This is a genomic window from Bacillus haimaensis (assembly GCF_048270625.1).
GTDB classification, from domain to species: Bacteria; Bacillota; Bacilli; order Bacillales; family Bacillaceae_I; genus Sutcliffiella_A; species Sutcliffiella_A haimaensis.
Genome location: NZ_CP158164.1, coordinates 1,897,116 through 1,914,703, shown reverse-complemented (window position 1 = coordinate 1,914,703; position 17,588 = coordinate 1,897,116). Strand labels below are relative to the sequence as shown.

Sequence of the window (17,588 nt, the reverse complement as noted above, 5' to 3'; positions counted from 1 at the left end):
TGAACCCATAAAAATGTGGGTATAATGATATCTTGTGATACAGATTAGTTGAGAGAGTGAATGAGTGTTGGGAGAAAAGCAGAAGGTAATTGTTATTATTGGACCAACAGCAGTTGGGAAAACGAGATTAAGTGTGGAATTGGCACAAAGAGTCAATGGGGAAATCATCAGTGGGGACTCCATGCAGATCTACAAGGAAATGGATATAGGGACAGCCAAGGTTTCCAAAGAGGAAATGCAAGGAGTCCCGCATTACCTTATCGATGTGAAAGAGCCAACTGAATCATACTCTGTTGCAGAATTCCAACGGGAAGTAAGAGAACTGATTGACGTTATATCGAAAAAAGGCTGTGTTCCTATCATTGCAGGAGGTACCGGCCTCTACATACAATCTGTTCTCTATGACTATCAGTTCTCTGACACGGGAAAGGATGAAGAGATTCGTCTGCGCCTTGAAAAGCAAGTGGAGGAAGAGGGGATGGAAAGAGTCTTTGAAGAGCTTCGGAGAATCGATCCTGTAAGTGCAGAAAACATCCACCCCAACAATGTGCGCAGAGTGATCCGGGCGCTGGAAGTCTTTCATGCTACAGGCAAGACCATGGCGGAGTACCAGGAGTCACAGGAGCAGGAGCTACTGTATGATGTGGCCTTTGTCGGTTTAACCATGGACCGGGAAGTATTATATGATAGAATTAATCTGCGGGTAGACCTTATGGTAGAACAAGGCCTTTTTGAAGAAGTGGAATCGCTCTACAAAAAAGGAATACGAGATTGTCAGTCAATCCAGGCAATAGGCTATAAAGAGCTCTATGGCTATTTTGATGAAAAGCTTTCAAAGGAACAGGCAATCGAAACATTGAAACAGAACTCCAGAAGGTATGCAAAACGGCAGCTGACATGGTTCCGAAATAAAATGGATGTTACATGGTTTGATATGACAGATGCCAATTTTGAGGTCATCTTAGAGGAAATTTTTTTATTTGTAGCAGGAAAGCTCCAACTTGAAGCGAATAAGTAAGAAATATAGAGATAAGAGGAGGACGAAAAGATGAAGCAATCGATTAATATCCAAGATCAGGTTCTGAACCAACTAAGAAAAGATAGCACAGGTGTAACGGTATTTTTATTAAATGGGTTCCAACTTCGAGGATTAATTAAAGGGTTTGATAATTTCACTGTGCTGTTAGAGACTGAAGGCAAGCAGCAGTTAATTTATAAACACGCCATTTCCACTTTTTCTCCGTCCAAAAATGTCCAAATCGAAACGGAAGCTTAAAACCAGCATAACTGCTGGTTTTTTTATTTCCTTTATTTAGACTCATGTTTCATCCTACTTATACATATAGTTAGTTAATAAATGGAGATATTCTCTTCAATTATTTATAAATTCCTCATTATTTCTCGGGAAAGCGCATAATATGACAAAAATGTCAATAGTTTGTTGAAAAGATTAGTAAAATGTAGAAAGAAATCGATTTGAGGAAGAAATATAGGTAAATAGATTGGTATTTGTCGTAATGCAGCAGGCAATATGGAACCTGGTTCGGACGGAATGAGAGGTGAGCGCTCTTGGAACAATCAATGACCAATCATAATGGGAAAATAAATATCGTTCTCAACGGGCAGAAGAAACCGATTAGAGTAACCCATATTCAACCGATGGAAGAGCAATACACGTATCCAAAACATGCAATATTAAGGGAAATAGAGAGAGAGCTTGGAGAACTTGTCGGTCTGCAGGAAATGAAAAAGGTAGTAAAGGAGATCTATGCTTGGATCTATGTTAATAGAAAGAGGGAAGAGGCTGGGTTGAAGGCTGAGAAACAAGTTTTGCATATGATGTTCAAGGGAAATCCGGGTACTGGGAAGACAACAGTTGCCCGGCTGATCGGGAAATTGTTCTGTGATATGAATGTGCTGGCCAAAGGACATCTGATTGAAGCTGAAAGAGCGGATCTGGTTGGGGAATATATCGGTCATACCGCCCAGAAGACGCGTGATCTTGTTAAAAAAGCGATAGGGGGAATATTGTTTGTTGATGAAGCCTATTCTCTAGCAAGAGGTGGAGAAAAGGATTTTGGAAAAGAGGCAATTGATACCCTCGTCAAGCATATGGAAGATAAACAACATGAGTTCATTTTGATACTGGCAGGCTATCAGCGAGAAATGGAGGAATTTCTCCGTACCAATCCAGGTCTTGTATCCCGATTTCCCATCATTGTCGATTTTCCTGATTACAATGTAGATGAATTGATGGAAATCTGTATGAGGATGCTGAAAGAAAGGGAGTACCTGTTAAGCAAAGAAGCGGAATGGAAGCTTCGTGAACATCTGAATCAAATGAAAACCGTCATGCTTCCCACTGCATTCAGCAATGGGAGGTATATACGAAATATCCTCGAAAAGTCGATCCGTACACAGGCGATGCGACTGTTGATGGTAGATCGGTATGAAAAAATGGAGCTGATGACCATCGAAGGCAAGGACCTTATTCTCCAATGGTAATAAAAAGCAAGCGGATGGGTTCATTACCCTGCCTCCCGCTTGCTTATTTATTTGATATATTTATTACCCGATATTCTTCTGTGCATGTTCCGTATCTTCGTTGATAAGGTCAGCAGTCAACTGGCCGGATAGAGTAACCATCGGAACCCCGCCACCTGGATGTGTGGAGCCTCCCACGAAATATAGATTGTCCAACAGTTTACTTCGGCTAGGAATCTTAAACCCGCCATTTTTCTTGCGGTCCGTCACTACCCCGTAAATAGAACCGCCGTTTGCACCATATAGGGTTTGAAGGTCATTTGGTGAAAAGCAATAATCAAATTCGATAGATTTCTTCAAATCTTTCATACCCATTCTTTCAAGCTTGTCGAGTATCTTCCCACGATAGACATCTTTATATTCCTCCCATGTTTCTCCCTCCTTCAATGGAGGCACATGGGTCAGTACGAAAAGATTATCCTTACCATCCGGTGCCTGAGTAGGATCGGACTTGGATGAAACACCGATATAAATGGTAGGATCCATTGCAGGTTTCCCTTCGTTGAAGATTTCATGGAATTCCTTTTCCGGATCTTCAGAGAAAAAGAAATTATGATGTGCAAGCTCGTCATATTTCCTATCCGTTCCCAGCAGTAAAACCAGGCCTGAAACAGTTGGAGCATACTTGCTTAAGTCTTCCTGTGCCCGCTCTGAGTGAGGAACATTCTTTAGGAGGGTTTTATAGGCTGGAACCGCTTCGAGATTGGAAACAACAATGTCAGCAAAAAGCTCTTCCCCATTTTCGAGTCTGACCCCAGTCGCCTTACTTCCAGCAGTCAGAATCTGTTTTACAGATGCATTCACCTGAAAGTCCACCTGTAATTCGTTCAGCAGTTTTTCCATGGCCACGGCGATTTTGTACATGCCACCCTTCACATAGTAGATTCCTAACCCAAGCTGCACATGCGTCAATTGGGAAAGGACGGCGGGTGCGTGGTAAGGGGAAGAACCGATATACATGATCATGAAGTTGAACAACTGACGAAGATGCTTATCCTCAAAGTATTTTTTTGTAATCTGATCCATCGACTTCATTGGATCCATTCCGATCAGTTCCTTTAAATTGTGGAGAGCTCTAAGTTCATTCAGCCCTGATAGGCTCTTTTTGTAGAAGCTCTTTAAGCTATATTCATACATTTTACTGCAATAGTTCAGATATTCAAAGAAACCATTAGCATCCTTTGTGGATCTTGATTTTATTTCCTCGAGCATCCTAGGCAGGTCGCTCGTTACATCAATCGTGACGCCATCTTCAAAAAAGGTCCTCCATTGAGGTTCAATCCGTTCGATCGTGAGATAATCGTGCAAGTTACGATCGGCACTTGCGAACAACTGCTCCAATACCCATGGCATGGTCAGGATGGATGGTCCTGTATCAAAGGTGAACCCATTGCCGCTCCGTTTATTAAGTTTACCTCCTAGACGTTCTCCTTTTTCAATCAGTTGAACATGGTAGCCATCCGCAGCAAGACGAACGGCAGCTGACATGCCACCCAATCCACCACCGATAACTATTACTTTTTTCGACATTCGAAATCCTCCTTATGAAAAATAGAAAGTTTGACTAAACTAGATAACATAATTATAAAAGGTGATACTTCACTCAACTTTCCATTTTGCCCATATCTTTGATTTTCATAACATGAAAATATGTCTATTTTAAGGAAGGAGCTTAAAATGATGGAACTCCTGACAGCCATAACCCTGTTTTTGAACTATGTACTTTTCTATCGAATCCCTCATTTTGACCATAGTGTTCCTGATGAAGCAAAAACACTTAAAGAGCTTTCTGTCATTATTCCTGCAAGAAATGAAGAGAAAAATATATTCAGGTTGTTAGATTCGCTGCAGCCTTACCTGAATAAGGTGAAGGACATTATTGTGGTGGATGACCATTCAACGGACAGCACCGCTCAAATTGCAAAATCCTATGGAGTTACCGTGTTGAGTTTAAATGAGCTTCCAAAGGGTTGGTTCGGTAAATCATTCGGATGCTGGAACGGTGCAACGTCAGCCTCTGGGAAGTTCCTGCTCTTTATGGACGCAGATACAACGGTTGAGGCAAACGGCCTGGAAAGGTTGGTTTCTGAGATAAAAGCTGAAGAGGATATGGTTTCGATCCAACCGTTTCATAAAATGAAGCGGCCGTATGAATCTCTCTCTTCCTTTTTCCATTTGGTAATCATGGGCTCTCTTGGTGCCTTTCTGCCGTTCAAAAAAAACTTGGCTACCAATGGTGCATTCGGTCAATGTATGCTGATCGGCCGTAAGGATTATTTTCGGTATGGTGGGCATCAAGCGATTCAAGGAGAGTTGATGGATAATATGGCACTTGGCGCTTTAATTGCGAATCAAGGGGGTACTGTTCGTGCATATTCCGGCAAAGGGGCTATCAGTATGCGGATGTATCCGGATGGCCTTTCATCGTTAATACAAGGGTGGAGCAAAAGCTTTGCCACTGGAGCATCGCGGACTGATTTCCTCTATCTTCTGCTTGTATCCTTATGGTTGGGTGGCTTAGTGACTTTCCTGTTGAAAGTACAAGACTTTCCGCTCACATGGTTTATCGTCATTTATGGAATCCTATGTTGGCAATTTTGGAGAGTGCTTAAGAATATAGGAAACTTTAAGTGGTATACGGTAGTGGCTTTTCCGGTTTGGCTTGCTTTTTTTATTATCGTTTTTGGTTATTCCTGTTTTCGGACTTTTTTCTCAAAGAATATCATGTGGAAAGATAGAAGAATGGATCTATAAAAAGGTGGTGTCGAAAATGCTTGTTCAACTATCTGCTTTGGAGGGAACGTTGGTAAATATCGTAGCTTGGCTCATCATTCACCTTGGAGGTACATACCTTTGCAATCAGATACCCGGTTGGTGGCTGAAAGAGGAGCGGGAATGGTTTGAGGAAAGACCTTGGGAAAGCACATTCTATAAACGGATCCTGATAAAGAGGTGGAAGGACCTTGCTCCTGATGGTTCTGCAATTTTCAGCGAGTCTTTTTCGAAAAGAAATCTTTCCAACAGATCATTTTTCTACCTCCATCAATTTATCCTGGAAACAAAAAGAGGGGAGGTAACACATGCTATCACCATTATTCCAGGGATATTTTTCTTTTTGTGGAATCCGCCCTCAGTGGGTTTATTGATGGTTTTGTATGGTATTTTTGTCAACCTGCCATTCCTCTTCATCCAGCGCTATAATCGGTTTCGCATCTTAAGGATTCTAGGTAAAGCAAAAAAGATGACGATAAACTCGCCATCTTCTCATTATTCATCCTCTTCAAGCAGGGAGTGCTAAGCTTGCTGCTGAAGAGATCGGTTCGGCAGTCTCCATTTGTACGTGTAGGAGAGTACCCGTAATAGCACGATCAAAACGAATAGTACATAAAGTTGCCAAGGAGAACTGGTTATTCCGAACGCTATCGCAAGCCCTGCAAGAATGGCCCAGGCTGCATAGATTTCCGCTCGAAGCACCAAGGGTTTTCTGCCTGCCAGGAGATCACGGATGATCCCGCCGCCACTACCTGTTAAAACTGCAGCAACGACAACCGCGCTGATCGGATGGTTCATATTGGTGGCATAAAGTGCGCCTTGGATGGCAAAAGCCGCCAATCCTATGGCATCAAAAAAGTTACCCCATTTTCTCCAATGGCGTAATAGATTGTTAGGAAATAAAAAAACTGCAGTCATCGCCACTAGTGCTACCTGAAACAGCATTCCTTGGTCCCAAAGGGCGGATATCGGTACACCAATCAAAAGATTACGAACTGCTCCACCGCCGAATGCTGTCACAATACCTAATATATATACACCGAGAATATCATATTCTTCCTCCATCGCGACAATTGCTCCACTTATCGCAAAGGCGATTGTCCCGATGATACTAAAGACTTCCCAAGTCATTTTATCACTCACTCTCTTGCAAATGGCTGTTTTCGCTTACAATGTTGCTTTTGACGTTTATAACTTAAACACATAATATTATTCGCTTTCGTGCTCTTTTTCCGTGTGTTAGTTTTATTTACTCTTTGAATAATATGGGGAGACATGCTGTAAAAAATCCAAAAGCCGATTTTTTACGGACATAAGCACCAAACTTTACAAAAAGAGCTTTGCAGAAACATTAAAGCCTTCCTGATTTTATATAGAATCCACTAGGAAATCAATAGTCTACAAGAAATATTAGAGAAATGGGCGATATTTTGATATGATTAGATGAAACTTTCTATTTACATACATATTCAGGCCAAAATATATTTCATTAAATAATAGGAAAAAGGGGTATCGCGCTTGAACGAGACGCAAAAAACAGAAAAAGAACAAGTCATATTAATCGGCTGCCAACTGCCCAATGTTGAGGAAGAATCGTTCCTTTACTCTATGGAGGAGCTGGAGTCCCTGACGAAAACGGCAAATGGAAAAGTGCTCGTTACGCTCACGCAGAAACGGGAACGAATTCACCCAGCCACCTATATCGGCAAAGGGAAGATAGAAGAGCTGGTCCAATTGGAGGAAGAACTGGAGCCGGATCTCATCATTTTCAATGGCGAGCTGTCTCCGAGTCAGAATAGAAACCTTTCCAAAGTGCTTGACGCGAGAATCATCGACCGAACTCAGCTGATCTTGGACATCTTTGCACAGAGAGCAAAGTCAAAGGAAGGGAAGCTTCAGGTTGAATTGGCTCAGCTGCAGTACCTTCTTCCCCGGCTAAGTGGAAAAGGAGTAGAGCTTTCCCGGCTTGGTGGAGGAATAGGTACGAGGGGACCCGGGGAAACCAAGCTTGAATCCGACAGAAGACACATTAATCGCAGAATCGTTGATATCAAACAACAGCTTACATCTATTGTAAGCCATCGTGAGCGATATCGTGAACGCAGGAAACGTAATCAGGCTTTTCAGCTTTCTTTGGTCGGCTATACGAATGCAGGGAAGTCCACCATATTCAATCGTCTGACGGAAGCGGGGACATTTGAGGAAAACCTTCTATTCGCCACGTTGGATCCGACTACAAGAAAAGTGAGTCTGCCATCTGGATTCCAGGCGCTTCTGACAGATACGGTAGGATTCATTCAAGATCTTCCGACGTCATTGGTGGCGGCATTCCGTTCCACATTGGAAGAAGTGACGGAAGCGGACCTTATCCTGCATGTAGTGGACAGTTCAAGTCCTGATCATGTTAACCATGAGAAGACGGTAGATAAGCTATTGAAGGAGCTTGGCGTAGAAGGGATACCTGTGCTTACCATCTACAACAAAAAGGATCAGGTGACAGAGTCCTTTGTTCCTTCCTATAATGAAGAAATGCTGCATATCAGTGCTTTGAATAAAGAGGATATCCATGCTTTGGTACAAAGAATTGAAAAAATGATGGTAAAAGAGATGAACCCTTACCATATATTCGTCCCCTCCGAACAAGGTAAATTAATGTCGCAGCTCAAGCAGGAGACCATTGTCCGTAAATTTGTGTTCGTGGACGAAAAAGATGGTTACGAAATGGAAGGGTATTATTTTGACAACTCCAAATTGTCTACAGAGATAAAAAATAGAAAGCGAAATTAGAGGAGATTAGGCATGTTTCAATTATTACAGCACGGGGAAACGATAGAACCATTAGTAATCAAAGTGGAAAATCAGCTTCAAGAACTTTTTAAACAAGTGGACTCGAATATCGAAACGAATCAATTCAGGGTTCTGCAAAGTTTTCAGCAGAACAGGGTGAGTGACTCCCATTTTATTCCTACTACCGGTTATGGCTATGATGATAGTGGAAGAGAAACATTGGAAAAGATCTATGCCGAGGTGTTCGGCGGGGAAGCGGGCTTGGTCCGTCCCCAAATCATCTCGGGTACACACGCCATCTCCATTGCTTTGTTCGGTATATTGCGTCCTGGGGATGAGCTGGTATATATGACAGGCAAACCATATGATACATTGGAGGAGATTGTTGGCATTCGTGGAACCGGAGTGGGCTCACTTAAAGAATTCAACATCGACTATAAAACGGTGGATCTGAAGAATAACCGTGGAATCGATTGGGAGGCTGTCAACAACGCCATCACGCCGAAAACGAAAATGATCGGGATACAGCGCTCCAAAGGTTATGCAACACGTCCTTCCTTTACAATAGAAGAAATCAAGGAAATGATTGCGTTTGTAAAAGAAATCAAACCAGATGTGGTAGTGTTTGTCGATAACTGCTACGGGGAATTTGTCGAACAGCTTGAACCTTGCCATGTAGGGGCAGACTTGATTGCCGGCTCCCTCATTAAAAATCCCGGTGGCGGAATAGCCAAGACAGGCGGCTATATTGTCGGTAAGAAGGAATTGGTTGAGGCGTGCTCGTATCGAATGACTTCCCCTGGAATCGGAGCGGAAGCCGGGGCATCCCTGTACAGCTTGCAGGAAATGTATCAGGGCTTTTTCCTTGCCCCCCATGTAGTAGGACAGGCTTTGAAAGGCGCCATCTTCACGGCTGCGTTCTTGGAGGAACTGGGCATGAATACCTCGCCAAGCTGGGATGCACCAAGAACAGATCTGATTCAATCCGTCCAGTTTGATGACAAGGAAAAGATGATCGCATTCTGTCAGGCGATACAATATGCATCTCCTGTCAATTCCCACGTCACGCCTTACGCCAATTATATGCCTGGCTATGAGGATGATGTCATCATGGCTGCCGGGACCTTCATCCAGGGAGCAAGCATCGAGCTTACAGCGGACGGTCCGATTCGTGCACCATATGTTGCCTATGTTCAAGGTGGACTTACCTATTCGCACGTGAAGATTGCTGTATGTACTGCGATCGATCATCTCATCGAAAAGGATTTATTGGATATTTAAGTGAAAGAGCTCTCTTTTTTGAGGGCTCTTTTATTTTTGATTACCTGACTCGGAAATCAGGGGTAATTATATGTTTTCATTCAGTGTGGACAGGCTATAGTAATAAGGGGCATCCCTCGATTGTACATAATTCACTCCATTTCTAAATTCTATGTTAGAAAACCTAACATGTTCTTGACAGATTATCTAACATCAGATAAACTTAGGTTAACTTCACAGTAATTAGTGAAAGGAGGATTTGGAATGAGTGACAATATCAGACGCTCAATGCCATTGTTTCCAATTGGGATTGTCATGCAGCTTACGGAATTGTCCGCTCGGCAAATCCGTTATTATGAAGAGAACGATTTGATTCAACCTGCACGTACTGAAGGAAACCGCCGCCTTTTTTCTTTCAATGATGTGGATACGCTACTTGAGATCAAACATCTGATTGAACAGAAGGTTAACATAGCAGGAGTCAAGCATTTGATGGCTATGAAAGATCAGCATACAATACCAGCGCCAGAAGTGGCCGAAAATGTTGCAAAGCCTGATTTATCGGACGAAGAACTTCGAAAGCTATTGCGAGCAGAAATGATGCAAGCCGGAAGACAGAATCGAACCAGTCTTCGCCAAGGAGACATGTCTCGATTTTTCCATTGATTTTTTGAGTTATTTGGTAAGTTTTATTAAAAACTAACATAGTAAAAATTCTGAGGAGGAACATGTAAATGGCTAAGTATACACAAGAGGATATTAAACGCATTGTTCAGGAAGAAAACGTAAAGTACATTCGTCTTCAATTCACAGACATCCTTGGTACCATCAAGAATGTGGAGATTCCTGTAAGTCAATTAGAAAAGGCTTTAGACAATAAAATGATGTTCGATGGTTCATCCATTGAAGGATTTGTACGTATTGAAGAATCAGATATGAACCTATATCCGGACCTGGATACTTTCGTGGTATTCCCTTGGACTTCCGAAAAAGGTAAGGTTGCCCGTTTTATCTGTGATATCTACAATCCCGATGGAACTCCATTCGAAGGGGACCCTCGTGCTAATTTAAAACGTATGATAAAAGAAATGGAAGATTTAGGATTTTCAAATTTCAACGTTGGACCAGAGCCAGAGTTCTTCCTATTCAAACTGGATGAAAAAGGAGAACCTACTTTAGAATTGAACGATAAAGGTGGTTACTTCGACTTAGCTCCAACAGACCTTGGTGAAAACTGCCGTCGTGATATCGTTCTTGAACTTGAAGAGATGGGCTTTGAAATCGAAGCTTCTCATCATGAAGTAGCTCCAGGACAACATGAAATTGATTTCAAATACGCTGATGCTATTACAGCTTGTGATGATATCCAAACATTTAAACTTGTTGTAAAAACAATTGCACGCAAGCATGGATTACATGCAACGTTCATGCCTAAGCCGTTGTTCGGTGTTAACGGATCTGGTATGCACTGCAACCTTTCCTTATTCAAAGATGGCGAAAATGCGTTCTATGACCAAAATGGTGATTTAGAGCTCAGCGAAAATGCAAGACATTTCATCGCAGGTATTATTAAGCATGCTACAAGCTTTACAGCAGTAACCAACCCGACTGTAAACTCTTACAAACGTCTAGTACCTGGATACGAAGCACCTTGTTATGTTGCATGGTCTGCACGTAACCGTAGCCCATTAATCCGTATCCCGGCATCACGTGGAATCTCTACCCGTGTAGAAGTGCGCAGTGTAGATCCGGCTGCCAACCCTTACCTTGCAATGGCTGTATTACTGCAAGCTGGACTTGATGGAATCAAGAACAAATTGGAAGCACCTAAACCAATTGACCGCAATATCTACGTAATGAACAAAGAAGAGCGCGTTGCTGCAGGAATCGCAGATCTTCCGGCAACTCTTGCTGCTGCACTTGAAGAATTGAAATCCAACGAAGTCATTCAAGCCGCTCTTGGGGAGCACTTGCTTGAGCACTTCATCGAAGCGAAAGAAATAGAGTGGGATATGTTCCGCACGCAAGTTCATCCTTGGGAACGCGACCAGTATCTATCTCAATATTAATACATGCAAACCCCTGATACCATTGGTGTAAGGGGTTTTTTTTAGGGTATATATCCTTATTTCAAGCAGACGTGCTAATATTAAGAAAAGTATTTTTTTTCTAATTAGGGGGTACATATGGAGTTCGTTGCGAAGTCAGAGAGGATATATTTGAAAATATTTGATGAACATGATGTGGAAGCCGCAAAAAACTTTTGGGGAGATCAGGAGGGAATGAAATTCTGTGGTGGGGCAACCCCATTAAATAAATTGTCCAGAGTATTGGAGTGGTACCGTAATTGCCATAAAAAATATGGTCTATCGGTCTATGCGGTAGTGGAGAAGGATTCAGGGAAAACGATTGGAGCTGCAGGTTTTAATGTGAAGGAGTCTGTAGAGGAAATCGAATTAATCTACCACTTTTCAAAATCAAGCTGGGGAAAGGTTATGCATCAGAGGCAGCTCTAGCCTGCGTGGAATTTGCCAAATTGAATGGAAATGTAAAAAAAATACATGCAGCTGCTGATGCTAATAATACTAGTTCATTAAAGGTACTAGAGAAGGCTGGACTACACTTTCTGGAGACAAGATGGTTTGAATATACAAAACAGGAAGAACCTTATTATGAATTGATCTTGCAATAGATAGATGTTTAAATACAAGTGACTTTACTGTAAAAGTAAGTCACTTTTTTGTTTTCCAATAATTATCTTTAAATGGTAAATAGTAAATAGTAAATAGTAAAAGCATGCTCTGTCATAATTGTAAGGAGGTTTAACTAAAATGGATTGGGATTGGTTATGGAAAGCAGTATTAATTACTATCATTGGAACCTTTCTTCTAAGAATTGCTGGAAGAAAATCAATTTCTCAAATGACACTTGCTCAAACAGTCATTATGATCGGTATTGGTTCTTTATTGATACAGCCATTGGCAGGAAAGAATATTTGGACGACATTCGGTGTCGGGGCTGTCCTGGTAATAACCCTGGTACTAATCGAATACTTGCAGTTGAAATCAGACGTCTTTGAAAAACTAATAACCGGGAAATCCAAGATTATCATAGAGAATGGTGTAATCAAGGAGAACACTCTACGAAATCTAAGGTTTACAGTGGATCAATTGGAAATGAAATTAAGACAACAAAATATTACTAAAATCAGTAATGTAAAATGGGCTACATTGGAACCGAACGGACAAATTGGTTATGAATTGATAGAACAGGCAAAACCAGTTACACGAAAGGACTTGTCCTTTTTATACCAGGAACTTCAGTTAATTAAACTCATGATAGACCCAACAGTGTCCACCAATAATCTACCTAAAAGTGAGAAGGAAGGTAATCTTTTCAGTGAAGTGAATGAAAAGAAACATGCCAAAAAAGACCAACCGGCAGAATGGTTGGATTAATGTGGATCCGCTTCTCTGTGTCCCCTCTATGAAAAATAGGAGGGGACTTTTTATATTGAAATGAAGGTATATTTTTTTGATTATCAAATATGATGAACTATCTAGTCTTTTAAGGAGGCACGGGGATGTCTAAAAGTACGGAACAGTCGTTAACTGCCGATATGCTGGAGAAATATTACGAATACAACAAGCAAAAAAAAGAGATTGAAATAGAAATGAATCAACTGAAAGAAGCGTTCCATCATTACTTTGATAAACAGATAGGAGCTCAAGGTAAGGGTGAAATACAATTGGGAAGTTTTAAATTGCAGAGGCAAGTAAGGAAGAGTGAGAAATACAATGAAGAACCAACTGTTAGGAGATTAGAAGAATTAGAGATGAATGAATTAGTTCAAGTCGTGAAAAAACCTGATGAAGCAAAAATAAAATCAGCTATCCAATTGGGATTATTGAGTGAATGTGACCTGGATGGGTGCCTAACCACCTCTACTTCTTTTGCTATAACGGTCAAGCCCATTACTCCAAGATAAAAGATAAATTTAATCGAAACTCTATTAATAAAGGAGAATTCATAATGTCGGAAGCACCTATTAGACCTATATCCAAAGGCGCCTGGTTTCGTGTGGTTTTCCTGGTTCTTGCACTGGTCAATCAGGTTTTGGTAATGATGGACAAATCTCCTATACCTGTTAGCTCCGAGCAGTTGGAACAGCTTTATACATTAATATGGACAATTGTCGCATCGGTGATTGCATGGTGGAAGGATAATGACTGGACGAAAAAAGCAAGACAAAGAGTCAAATGAAAAACAGAACGAAAAAGAGCCAACAAATGCTGTTGGCTTTTTTGGTTCTGTTAATGGATATTACGATAAACCCCGATCACTTTACCAAGTATGCTCACGTTCCGAACAATAATCGGCTCAAGTGTGGAGTTTTCCGGTTGAAGACGGATGTAGTCTTTTTCTTTGAAGAAACGTTTTACAGTTGCTTCATCATCCTCAGTCATCGCAACAACAATATCCCCATTATTTGCGGACTGCTGCTGGCGTACAATGACATAGTCTCCATCAAGGATTCCAGCTTCGATCATACTGTCTCCCATAACTTCAAGCATGAAAACCTGCTCATCTGGTGCAACATAGCGGTCAGGCAACGGGAAGTAGTCTTCAACGTTCTCGATGGCTGTGATAGGTTGCCCTGCAGTTACTTTACCGATGATCGGGACATTGACTGCAGAAATTCTTGGCGTCATTTCGTCTTCCATATCTCTGATCTCAATGGCTCTAGGCTTAGTAGGGTCACGACGGATAAGCCCTTTGCTTTCCAAGCGGGCAAGATGTCCGTGGACTGTGGAGCTCGAAGCAAGTCCTACCGCTTCGCCTATTTCACGAACGGATGGGGGATAGCCTTTATCCTGTACTTCTTTTTTAATGAAATTCAGGATATCTTGTTGCCTTTTTGATAGTTTCATATTCCGCACCTCTATCATTAATATTATGAATAGTATAGCATGTTCGCATCAAAAATACAAACATAAGTTCGAATAATTGACAGGAATATTTGTTCGCCTGATAATAAGTAATCTAGATATTTATAGGGGTGGTAACGATGAAGGGCATCATCTATTGCCGAGTCAGTACAAAGAAAGAGACTCAGGAAACGTCACTGGTAAGACAGAAGGAAGAGCTGCTCATGTTGGCTAGACAGCACCACATTGAAATTGTGGAAGTGATAGAAGAGCAGGCTAGCGGTTTCGATTTGGATAGGGAAGGAGTTTTCAAGATCATCGAGATCACGTCCAACCAGGAAATTGATGTCGTCCTTATACAGGATGAGACACGCTTGGGGCGCGGAAATGCTAAGATTGCATTCTTGCATTGGCTGAGAAAGCATAAGGTGAAGATATTCACCATCACAGACAATGGGGAGGTGTCCCTATCAGATTCCGATTCCATGGTCTTGGATATCGTAGGTATTGTTGAAGAATATCAACGCAAATTACATAACCTGAAAATTAAAAGGGGAATGCAGCGGGCAGTCAGGAATGGATATGATCCATCCAAGAACCTTTCCAACCTGCATGCGAGCCCAGGCCGTGAAAGGCTTGATGTTCCAGTGGAGGAGATAGCAAGGCTCCGTAACAACAAGCTGACCTTCCATGAGATTGCAGCCACACTAAGAGGGCTCGGAAATGATGTCTCCAAAGCGACAGTCCATAGGCGCTATAAAGAGTATATGGATGAGAAGGACGGCGGTTTGCTTGTAAAAAAAGATTCCCTCTAGTAAGATTAAAGCATATGTTTACTAGGATGAAAGAAGGGTTTTACATGCTATCAAAAGAAAAAATCGCAAGAATTAATGCATTATCGAAAAAATCCAAAGCAGAAGGGCTTTCAATGGAAGAAGCTGCAGAGCAAAAACAGCTTCGCGAAGAATATATCAAGACTTTTCGCGCTTCCATGGATAACACGCTTCAATCCGTCACCATTGTAGATCCGGAAGGAAATGACGTTACACCAGAGAAGCTGAAGGAAACAAAAAAGAATTTAAAGCATTAATCGCTTTTTTTCAGAACATTGGAACATACTATTTATGATAAAATATAATTTTTCCAATAAAAATCAGATAAAAAGAAAGGATGGAATTGATGACACACAATATAGATCAACTTTCCATTAACACAATTCGTACATTATCTATCGATGCAATCGAAAAAGCGAACTCAGGTCACCCAGGTATGCCGATGGGGGCTGCTCCAATGGGCTATTCCCTTTGGACAAAATTCATGAACCATAACCCAAAGAACCCCAACTGGTTCAACAGAGACCGATTTGTATTATCCGCTGGTCATGGCTCCATGCTGTTATACAGCCTATTGCACTTAGGCGGATATGACCTATCCATGGATGACTTGAAAGAATTTCGTCAATGGGGCAGTAAAACTCCGGGACATCCTGAATTTGGTCACACTGCAGGAGTAGATGCAACAACTGGTCCACTCGGACAGGGTATTGCGATGGGTGTAGGAATGGCAATGGCGGAGCGTCATCTTGCAGCAACCTATAATAAAGAAGATATGGAATTGGTCAATCATTTTACATACAGTATTTGTGGAGACGGTGACTTGATGGAAGGTGTCTCTGGTGAGGCGGCATCCCTTGCTTCCCACTTGAAGCTTGGCCGTTTTATCGTTCTTTATGATTCCAATGATATTTCTCTTGACGGTGATCTGGACCGTTCCTTCTCCGAAAGCGTAGAACTTCGTTTCAAAGGATACGGTTGGCAGGTCATCCGTGTAGAAGACGGCAATAACCTGGAAGAGATTGCGGCGGCAGTGGATGAAGCGAAGAGCGACCTCAATCGACCTACATTGATTGAAGTGAAAACGACGATTGGATTTGGCTCCCCGAATCTTTCAGGAAAGTCTGATGTTCACGGAGCACCACTTGGAGCGGATGAACTGAAGCTAACAAAAGAAGCATACAAATGGACGTTTGAACAAGATTTCCATGTTCCGGACGAAGTATATGCGCATTTCCGTGAAACGGTAGCGGAAAAAGGGCAACAGGCTGAAGCGGCATGGAATGAACTATTTGATTCTTACAAAGCAAAGTACCCTGAAATGGGTCAACAGCTTGAATCGGCAATCAAAGGTGAATTGCCTGAAGGCTGGGATTCTGAGATTCCAGTTTACGAAGATGGGAAAAGCTTGGCATCCCGTGCTTCCTCCGGTGAAGTCCTGAATGCAATTGCTAAAAAAGTACCTTATTTCTTTGGAGGTTCTGCCGATCTTGCGGGCTCCAATAAAACAAATATTAAAAACGAAGCGGACTTCACAGCGGAAGACTACAGCGGACGCAATATCTGGTTCGGTGTACGTGAATTCGGAATGGGTGCTGCTTTGAACGGTATGGCACTTCATGGTGGATTAAAAGTGTACGGTGGAACTTTCTTCGTATTCTCTGATTATCTGCGTCCAGCTATTCGATTGGCTGCACTTCAACAGCTTCCTGTAACATATGTATTTACACACGACAGTATTGCGGTTGGAGAAGATGGGCCTACACATGAGCCAATCGAGCAATTGCCATCACTGCGTGCTATGCCGAACCTTTCCGTGATTCGCCCGGCTGACGGTAACGAAACTGCGGCTGCTTGGAAAGTGGCATTGGAATCAGAAAAAACACCTACAGCCCTTGTATTGACTCGTCAAAATCTTCCTACGATCAAAGGAACAAGCGAGACGGCATTAGAAGGCGTGAAAAAAGGTGCATACGTGATTTCCAAAGCACAAAAGGAAACTCCGGATGCGCTAATATTGGCAACAGGCTCTGAAGTCGGATTGGCTGTAGAAGCTCAAGCTGCACTTCAACAGGAAGGCATCGATGTTTCAGTTGTAAGTATGCCATCATGGGACCGCTTCGAGCAGCAATCCAAGGAGTACAAGAATTCCGTATTGCCAAAAGATGTGAAAAAACGTCTTGGAATCGAAATGGCAACTCCACTAGGGTGGGAACGCTACACTGGAGATGAAGGGGACATCCTTGCGATCAACACGTTCGGTGCTTCAGCTCCAGGAGAAAGAATCATGAAGGAATATGGCTTCACTACTGAGAATGTTGTTGCTAGAGTGAAAGCACTATTGGATAACTAATAAAGTAGAAAAGGGCTATGCATTTGTGCATGGCTCTTTTTTTATTCGTGAAAAAGAGTGTTTAAGTTGGAAAACTTTATATTATCGACAACTTTCAACAAAAGAAGTCAA

At 42.0% G+C, this 17,588-nt stretch carries 18 protein-coding genes and 1 pseudogene; 16 read left to right on the top strand and 3 right to left on the bottom strand.

Going from position 1 to position 17,588, the window contains the following annotated elements:
• The first annotated feature begins 67 nt into the window (after nt 1-67).
• The 3 genes from miaA to spoVK all read left to right on the top strand — a co-directional run bounded on the left by miaA (nt 68) and on the right by spoVK (nt 2,505).
• Nucleotides 68-1,018 (top strand): tRNA (adenosine(37)-N6)-dimethylallyltransferase MiaA, encoded by a 951-nt coding sequence (gene miaA, locus ABN702_RS09770; RefSeq protein WP_417900493.1) that lies wholly within the window; start codon nt 68-70, stop codon nt 1,016-1,018.
• A 30-nt stretch (nt 1,019-1,048) separates the two neighbouring features.
• Nucleotides 1,049-1,276: an RNA chaperone Hfq gene (hfq, locus tag ABN702_RS09765; RefSeq protein WP_204413848.1), complete on the top strand. Its 228-nt coding sequence runs from the start codon at nt 1,049-1,051 to the stop codon at nt 1,274-1,276.
• A gap of 305 nt (nt 1,277-1,581) precedes the next feature.
• Nucleotides 1,582-2,505, top strand: coding sequence for a stage V sporulation protein K (gene spoVK / locus ABN702_RS09760; RefSeq protein ID WP_417900872.1), 924 nt, complete (start codon nt 1,582-1,584; stop codon nt 2,503-2,505).
• Between the two features lie 63 nt (nt 2,506-2,568).
• On the opposite strand, the gene ABN702_RS09755 is transcribed toward spoVK, so the two are convergent.
• Nucleotides 2,569-4,074 (bottom strand): phytoene desaturase family protein, encoded by a 1,506-nt coding sequence (locus ABN702_RS09755; protein ID WP_417900492.1) that lies wholly within the window; start codon nt 4,072-4,074, stop codon nt 2,569-2,571.
• Between the two features lie 147 nt (nt 4,075-4,221).
• Between ABN702_RS09755 and ABN702_RS09750 the strand changes: the two genes are divergently transcribed.
• Both ABN702_RS09750 and ABN702_RS09745 read left to right on the top strand, forming a co-directional pair.
• On the top strand, nt 4,222-5,298 hold the full coding sequence (locus ABN702_RS09750; protein ID WP_417900491.1) for a glycosyltransferase: 1,077 nt from the start codon (nt 4,222-4,224) through the stop codon (nt 5,296-5,298).
• Nucleotides 5,299-5,314: 16 nt separating this feature from the next.
• Nucleotides 5,315-5,842, top strand: a complete 528-nt coding sequence (locus ABN702_RS09745) for a glycosyl-4,4'-diaponeurosporenoate acyltransferase (RefSeq protein ID WP_417900490.1) — start codon at nt 5,315-5,317, stop codon at nt 5,840-5,842.
• Here ABN702_RS09745 and ABN702_RS09740 read toward each other — a convergent pair.
• Entirely contained in the window at nt 5,839-6,447 is a 609-nt protein-coding gene (locus ABN702_RS09740) for a trimeric intracellular cation channel family protein (RefSeq protein ID WP_417900489.1), read from the bottom strand. The two genes, ABN702_RS09745 and ABN702_RS09740, sit on opposite strands and share 4 nt — an antisense overlap.
• A 387-nt stretch (nt 6,448-6,834) precedes the next feature.
• Between ABN702_RS09740 and hflX the strand changes: the two genes are divergently transcribed.
• The 8 genes and pseudogenes from hflX (at nt 6,835) to ABN702_RS09700 (ending at nt 13,626) form a co-directional block, all read left to right on the top strand.
• The gene (gene hflX / locus ABN702_RS09735; RefSeq protein WP_417900488.1) at nt 6,835-8,103 is read left to right on the top strand and encodes a GTPase HflX; all 1,269 of its coding nucleotides are present in this window, start codon (nt 6,835-6,837) and stop codon (nt 8,101-8,103) included.
• A gap of 12 nt (nt 8,104-8,115) precedes the next feature.
• Nucleotides 8,116-9,384, top strand: a complete 1,269-nt coding sequence (locus ABN702_RS09730; RefSeq protein ID WP_417900487.1) for an aminotransferase class I/II-fold pyridoxal phosphate-dependent enzyme — start codon at nt 8,116-8,118, stop codon at nt 9,382-9,384.
• 243 nt (nt 9,385-9,627) lie between these two features.
• Nucleotides 9,628-10,029, top strand: a complete 402-nt coding sequence (locus tag ABN702_RS09725) for a MerR family transcriptional regulator (RefSeq protein WP_417900486.1) — start codon at nt 9,628-9,630, stop codon at nt 10,027-10,029.
• A gap of 68 nt (nt 10,030-10,097) precedes the next feature.
• Nucleotides 10,098-11,432: a type I glutamate--ammonia ligase gene (gene glnA, locus ABN702_RS09720; protein WP_417900485.1), complete on the top strand. Its 1,335-nt coding sequence runs from the start codon at nt 10,098-10,100 to the stop codon at nt 11,430-11,432.
• A 117-nt stretch (nt 11,433-11,549) separates the two neighbouring features.
• A pseudogene (locus ABN702_RS09715) lies at nt 11,550-12,055 on the top strand (GNAT family N-acetyltransferase).
• A gap of 139 nt (nt 12,056-12,194) precedes the next feature.
• Complete coding sequence (locus ABN702_RS09710) at nt 12,195-12,821, top strand: DUF421 domain-containing protein (RefSeq protein ID WP_417900484.1); 627 nt, start codon at nt 12,195-12,197, stop codon at nt 12,819-12,821.
• Between the two features lie 125 nt (nt 12,822-12,946).
• Nucleotides 12,947-13,351: a hypothetical protein gene (locus ABN702_RS09705; RefSeq protein WP_417900483.1), complete on the top strand. Its 405-nt coding sequence runs from the start codon at nt 12,947-12,949 to the stop codon at nt 13,349-13,351.
• Nucleotides 13,352-13,395: 44 nt separating this feature from the next.
• Nucleotides 13,396-13,626 (top strand): phage holin, encoded by a 231-nt coding sequence (locus ABN702_RS09700; protein ID WP_417900482.1) that lies wholly within the window; start codon nt 13,396-13,398, stop codon nt 13,624-13,626.
• Between the two features lie 50 nt (nt 13,627-13,676).
• On the opposite strand, the gene lexA is transcribed toward ABN702_RS09700, so the two are convergent.
• Nucleotides 13,677-14,294, bottom strand: coding sequence for a transcriptional repressor LexA (gene lexA / locus ABN702_RS09695; RefSeq protein ID WP_204413878.1), 618 nt, complete (start codon nt 14,292-14,294; stop codon nt 13,677-13,679).
• A 137-nt stretch (nt 14,295-14,431) separates the two neighbouring features.
• On the opposite strand from lexA, the gene ABN702_RS09690 reads away from it, so the two are divergent.
• From ABN702_RS09690 to tkt, 3 genes are all read left to right on the top strand, one after another.
• Nucleotides 14,432-15,106: a recombinase family protein gene (locus ABN702_RS09690; RefSeq protein WP_417900481.1), complete on the top strand. Its 675-nt coding sequence runs from the start codon at nt 14,432-14,434 to the stop codon at nt 15,104-15,106.
• 44 nt (nt 15,107-15,150) lie between these two features.
• The gene (locus ABN702_RS09685) at nt 15,151-15,381 is read left to right on the top strand and encodes a DUF896 domain-containing protein (RefSeq protein WP_417900480.1); all 231 of its coding nucleotides are present in this window, start codon (nt 15,151-15,153) and stop codon (nt 15,379-15,381) included.
• 89 nt (nt 15,382-15,470) lie between these two features.
• Nucleotides 15,471-17,477: a transketolase gene (gene tkt / locus ABN702_RS09680; protein WP_417900479.1), complete on the top strand. Its 2,007-nt coding sequence runs from the start codon at nt 15,471-15,473 to the stop codon at nt 17,475-17,477.
• Nucleotides 17,478-17,588 lie beyond the last annotated feature (111 nt).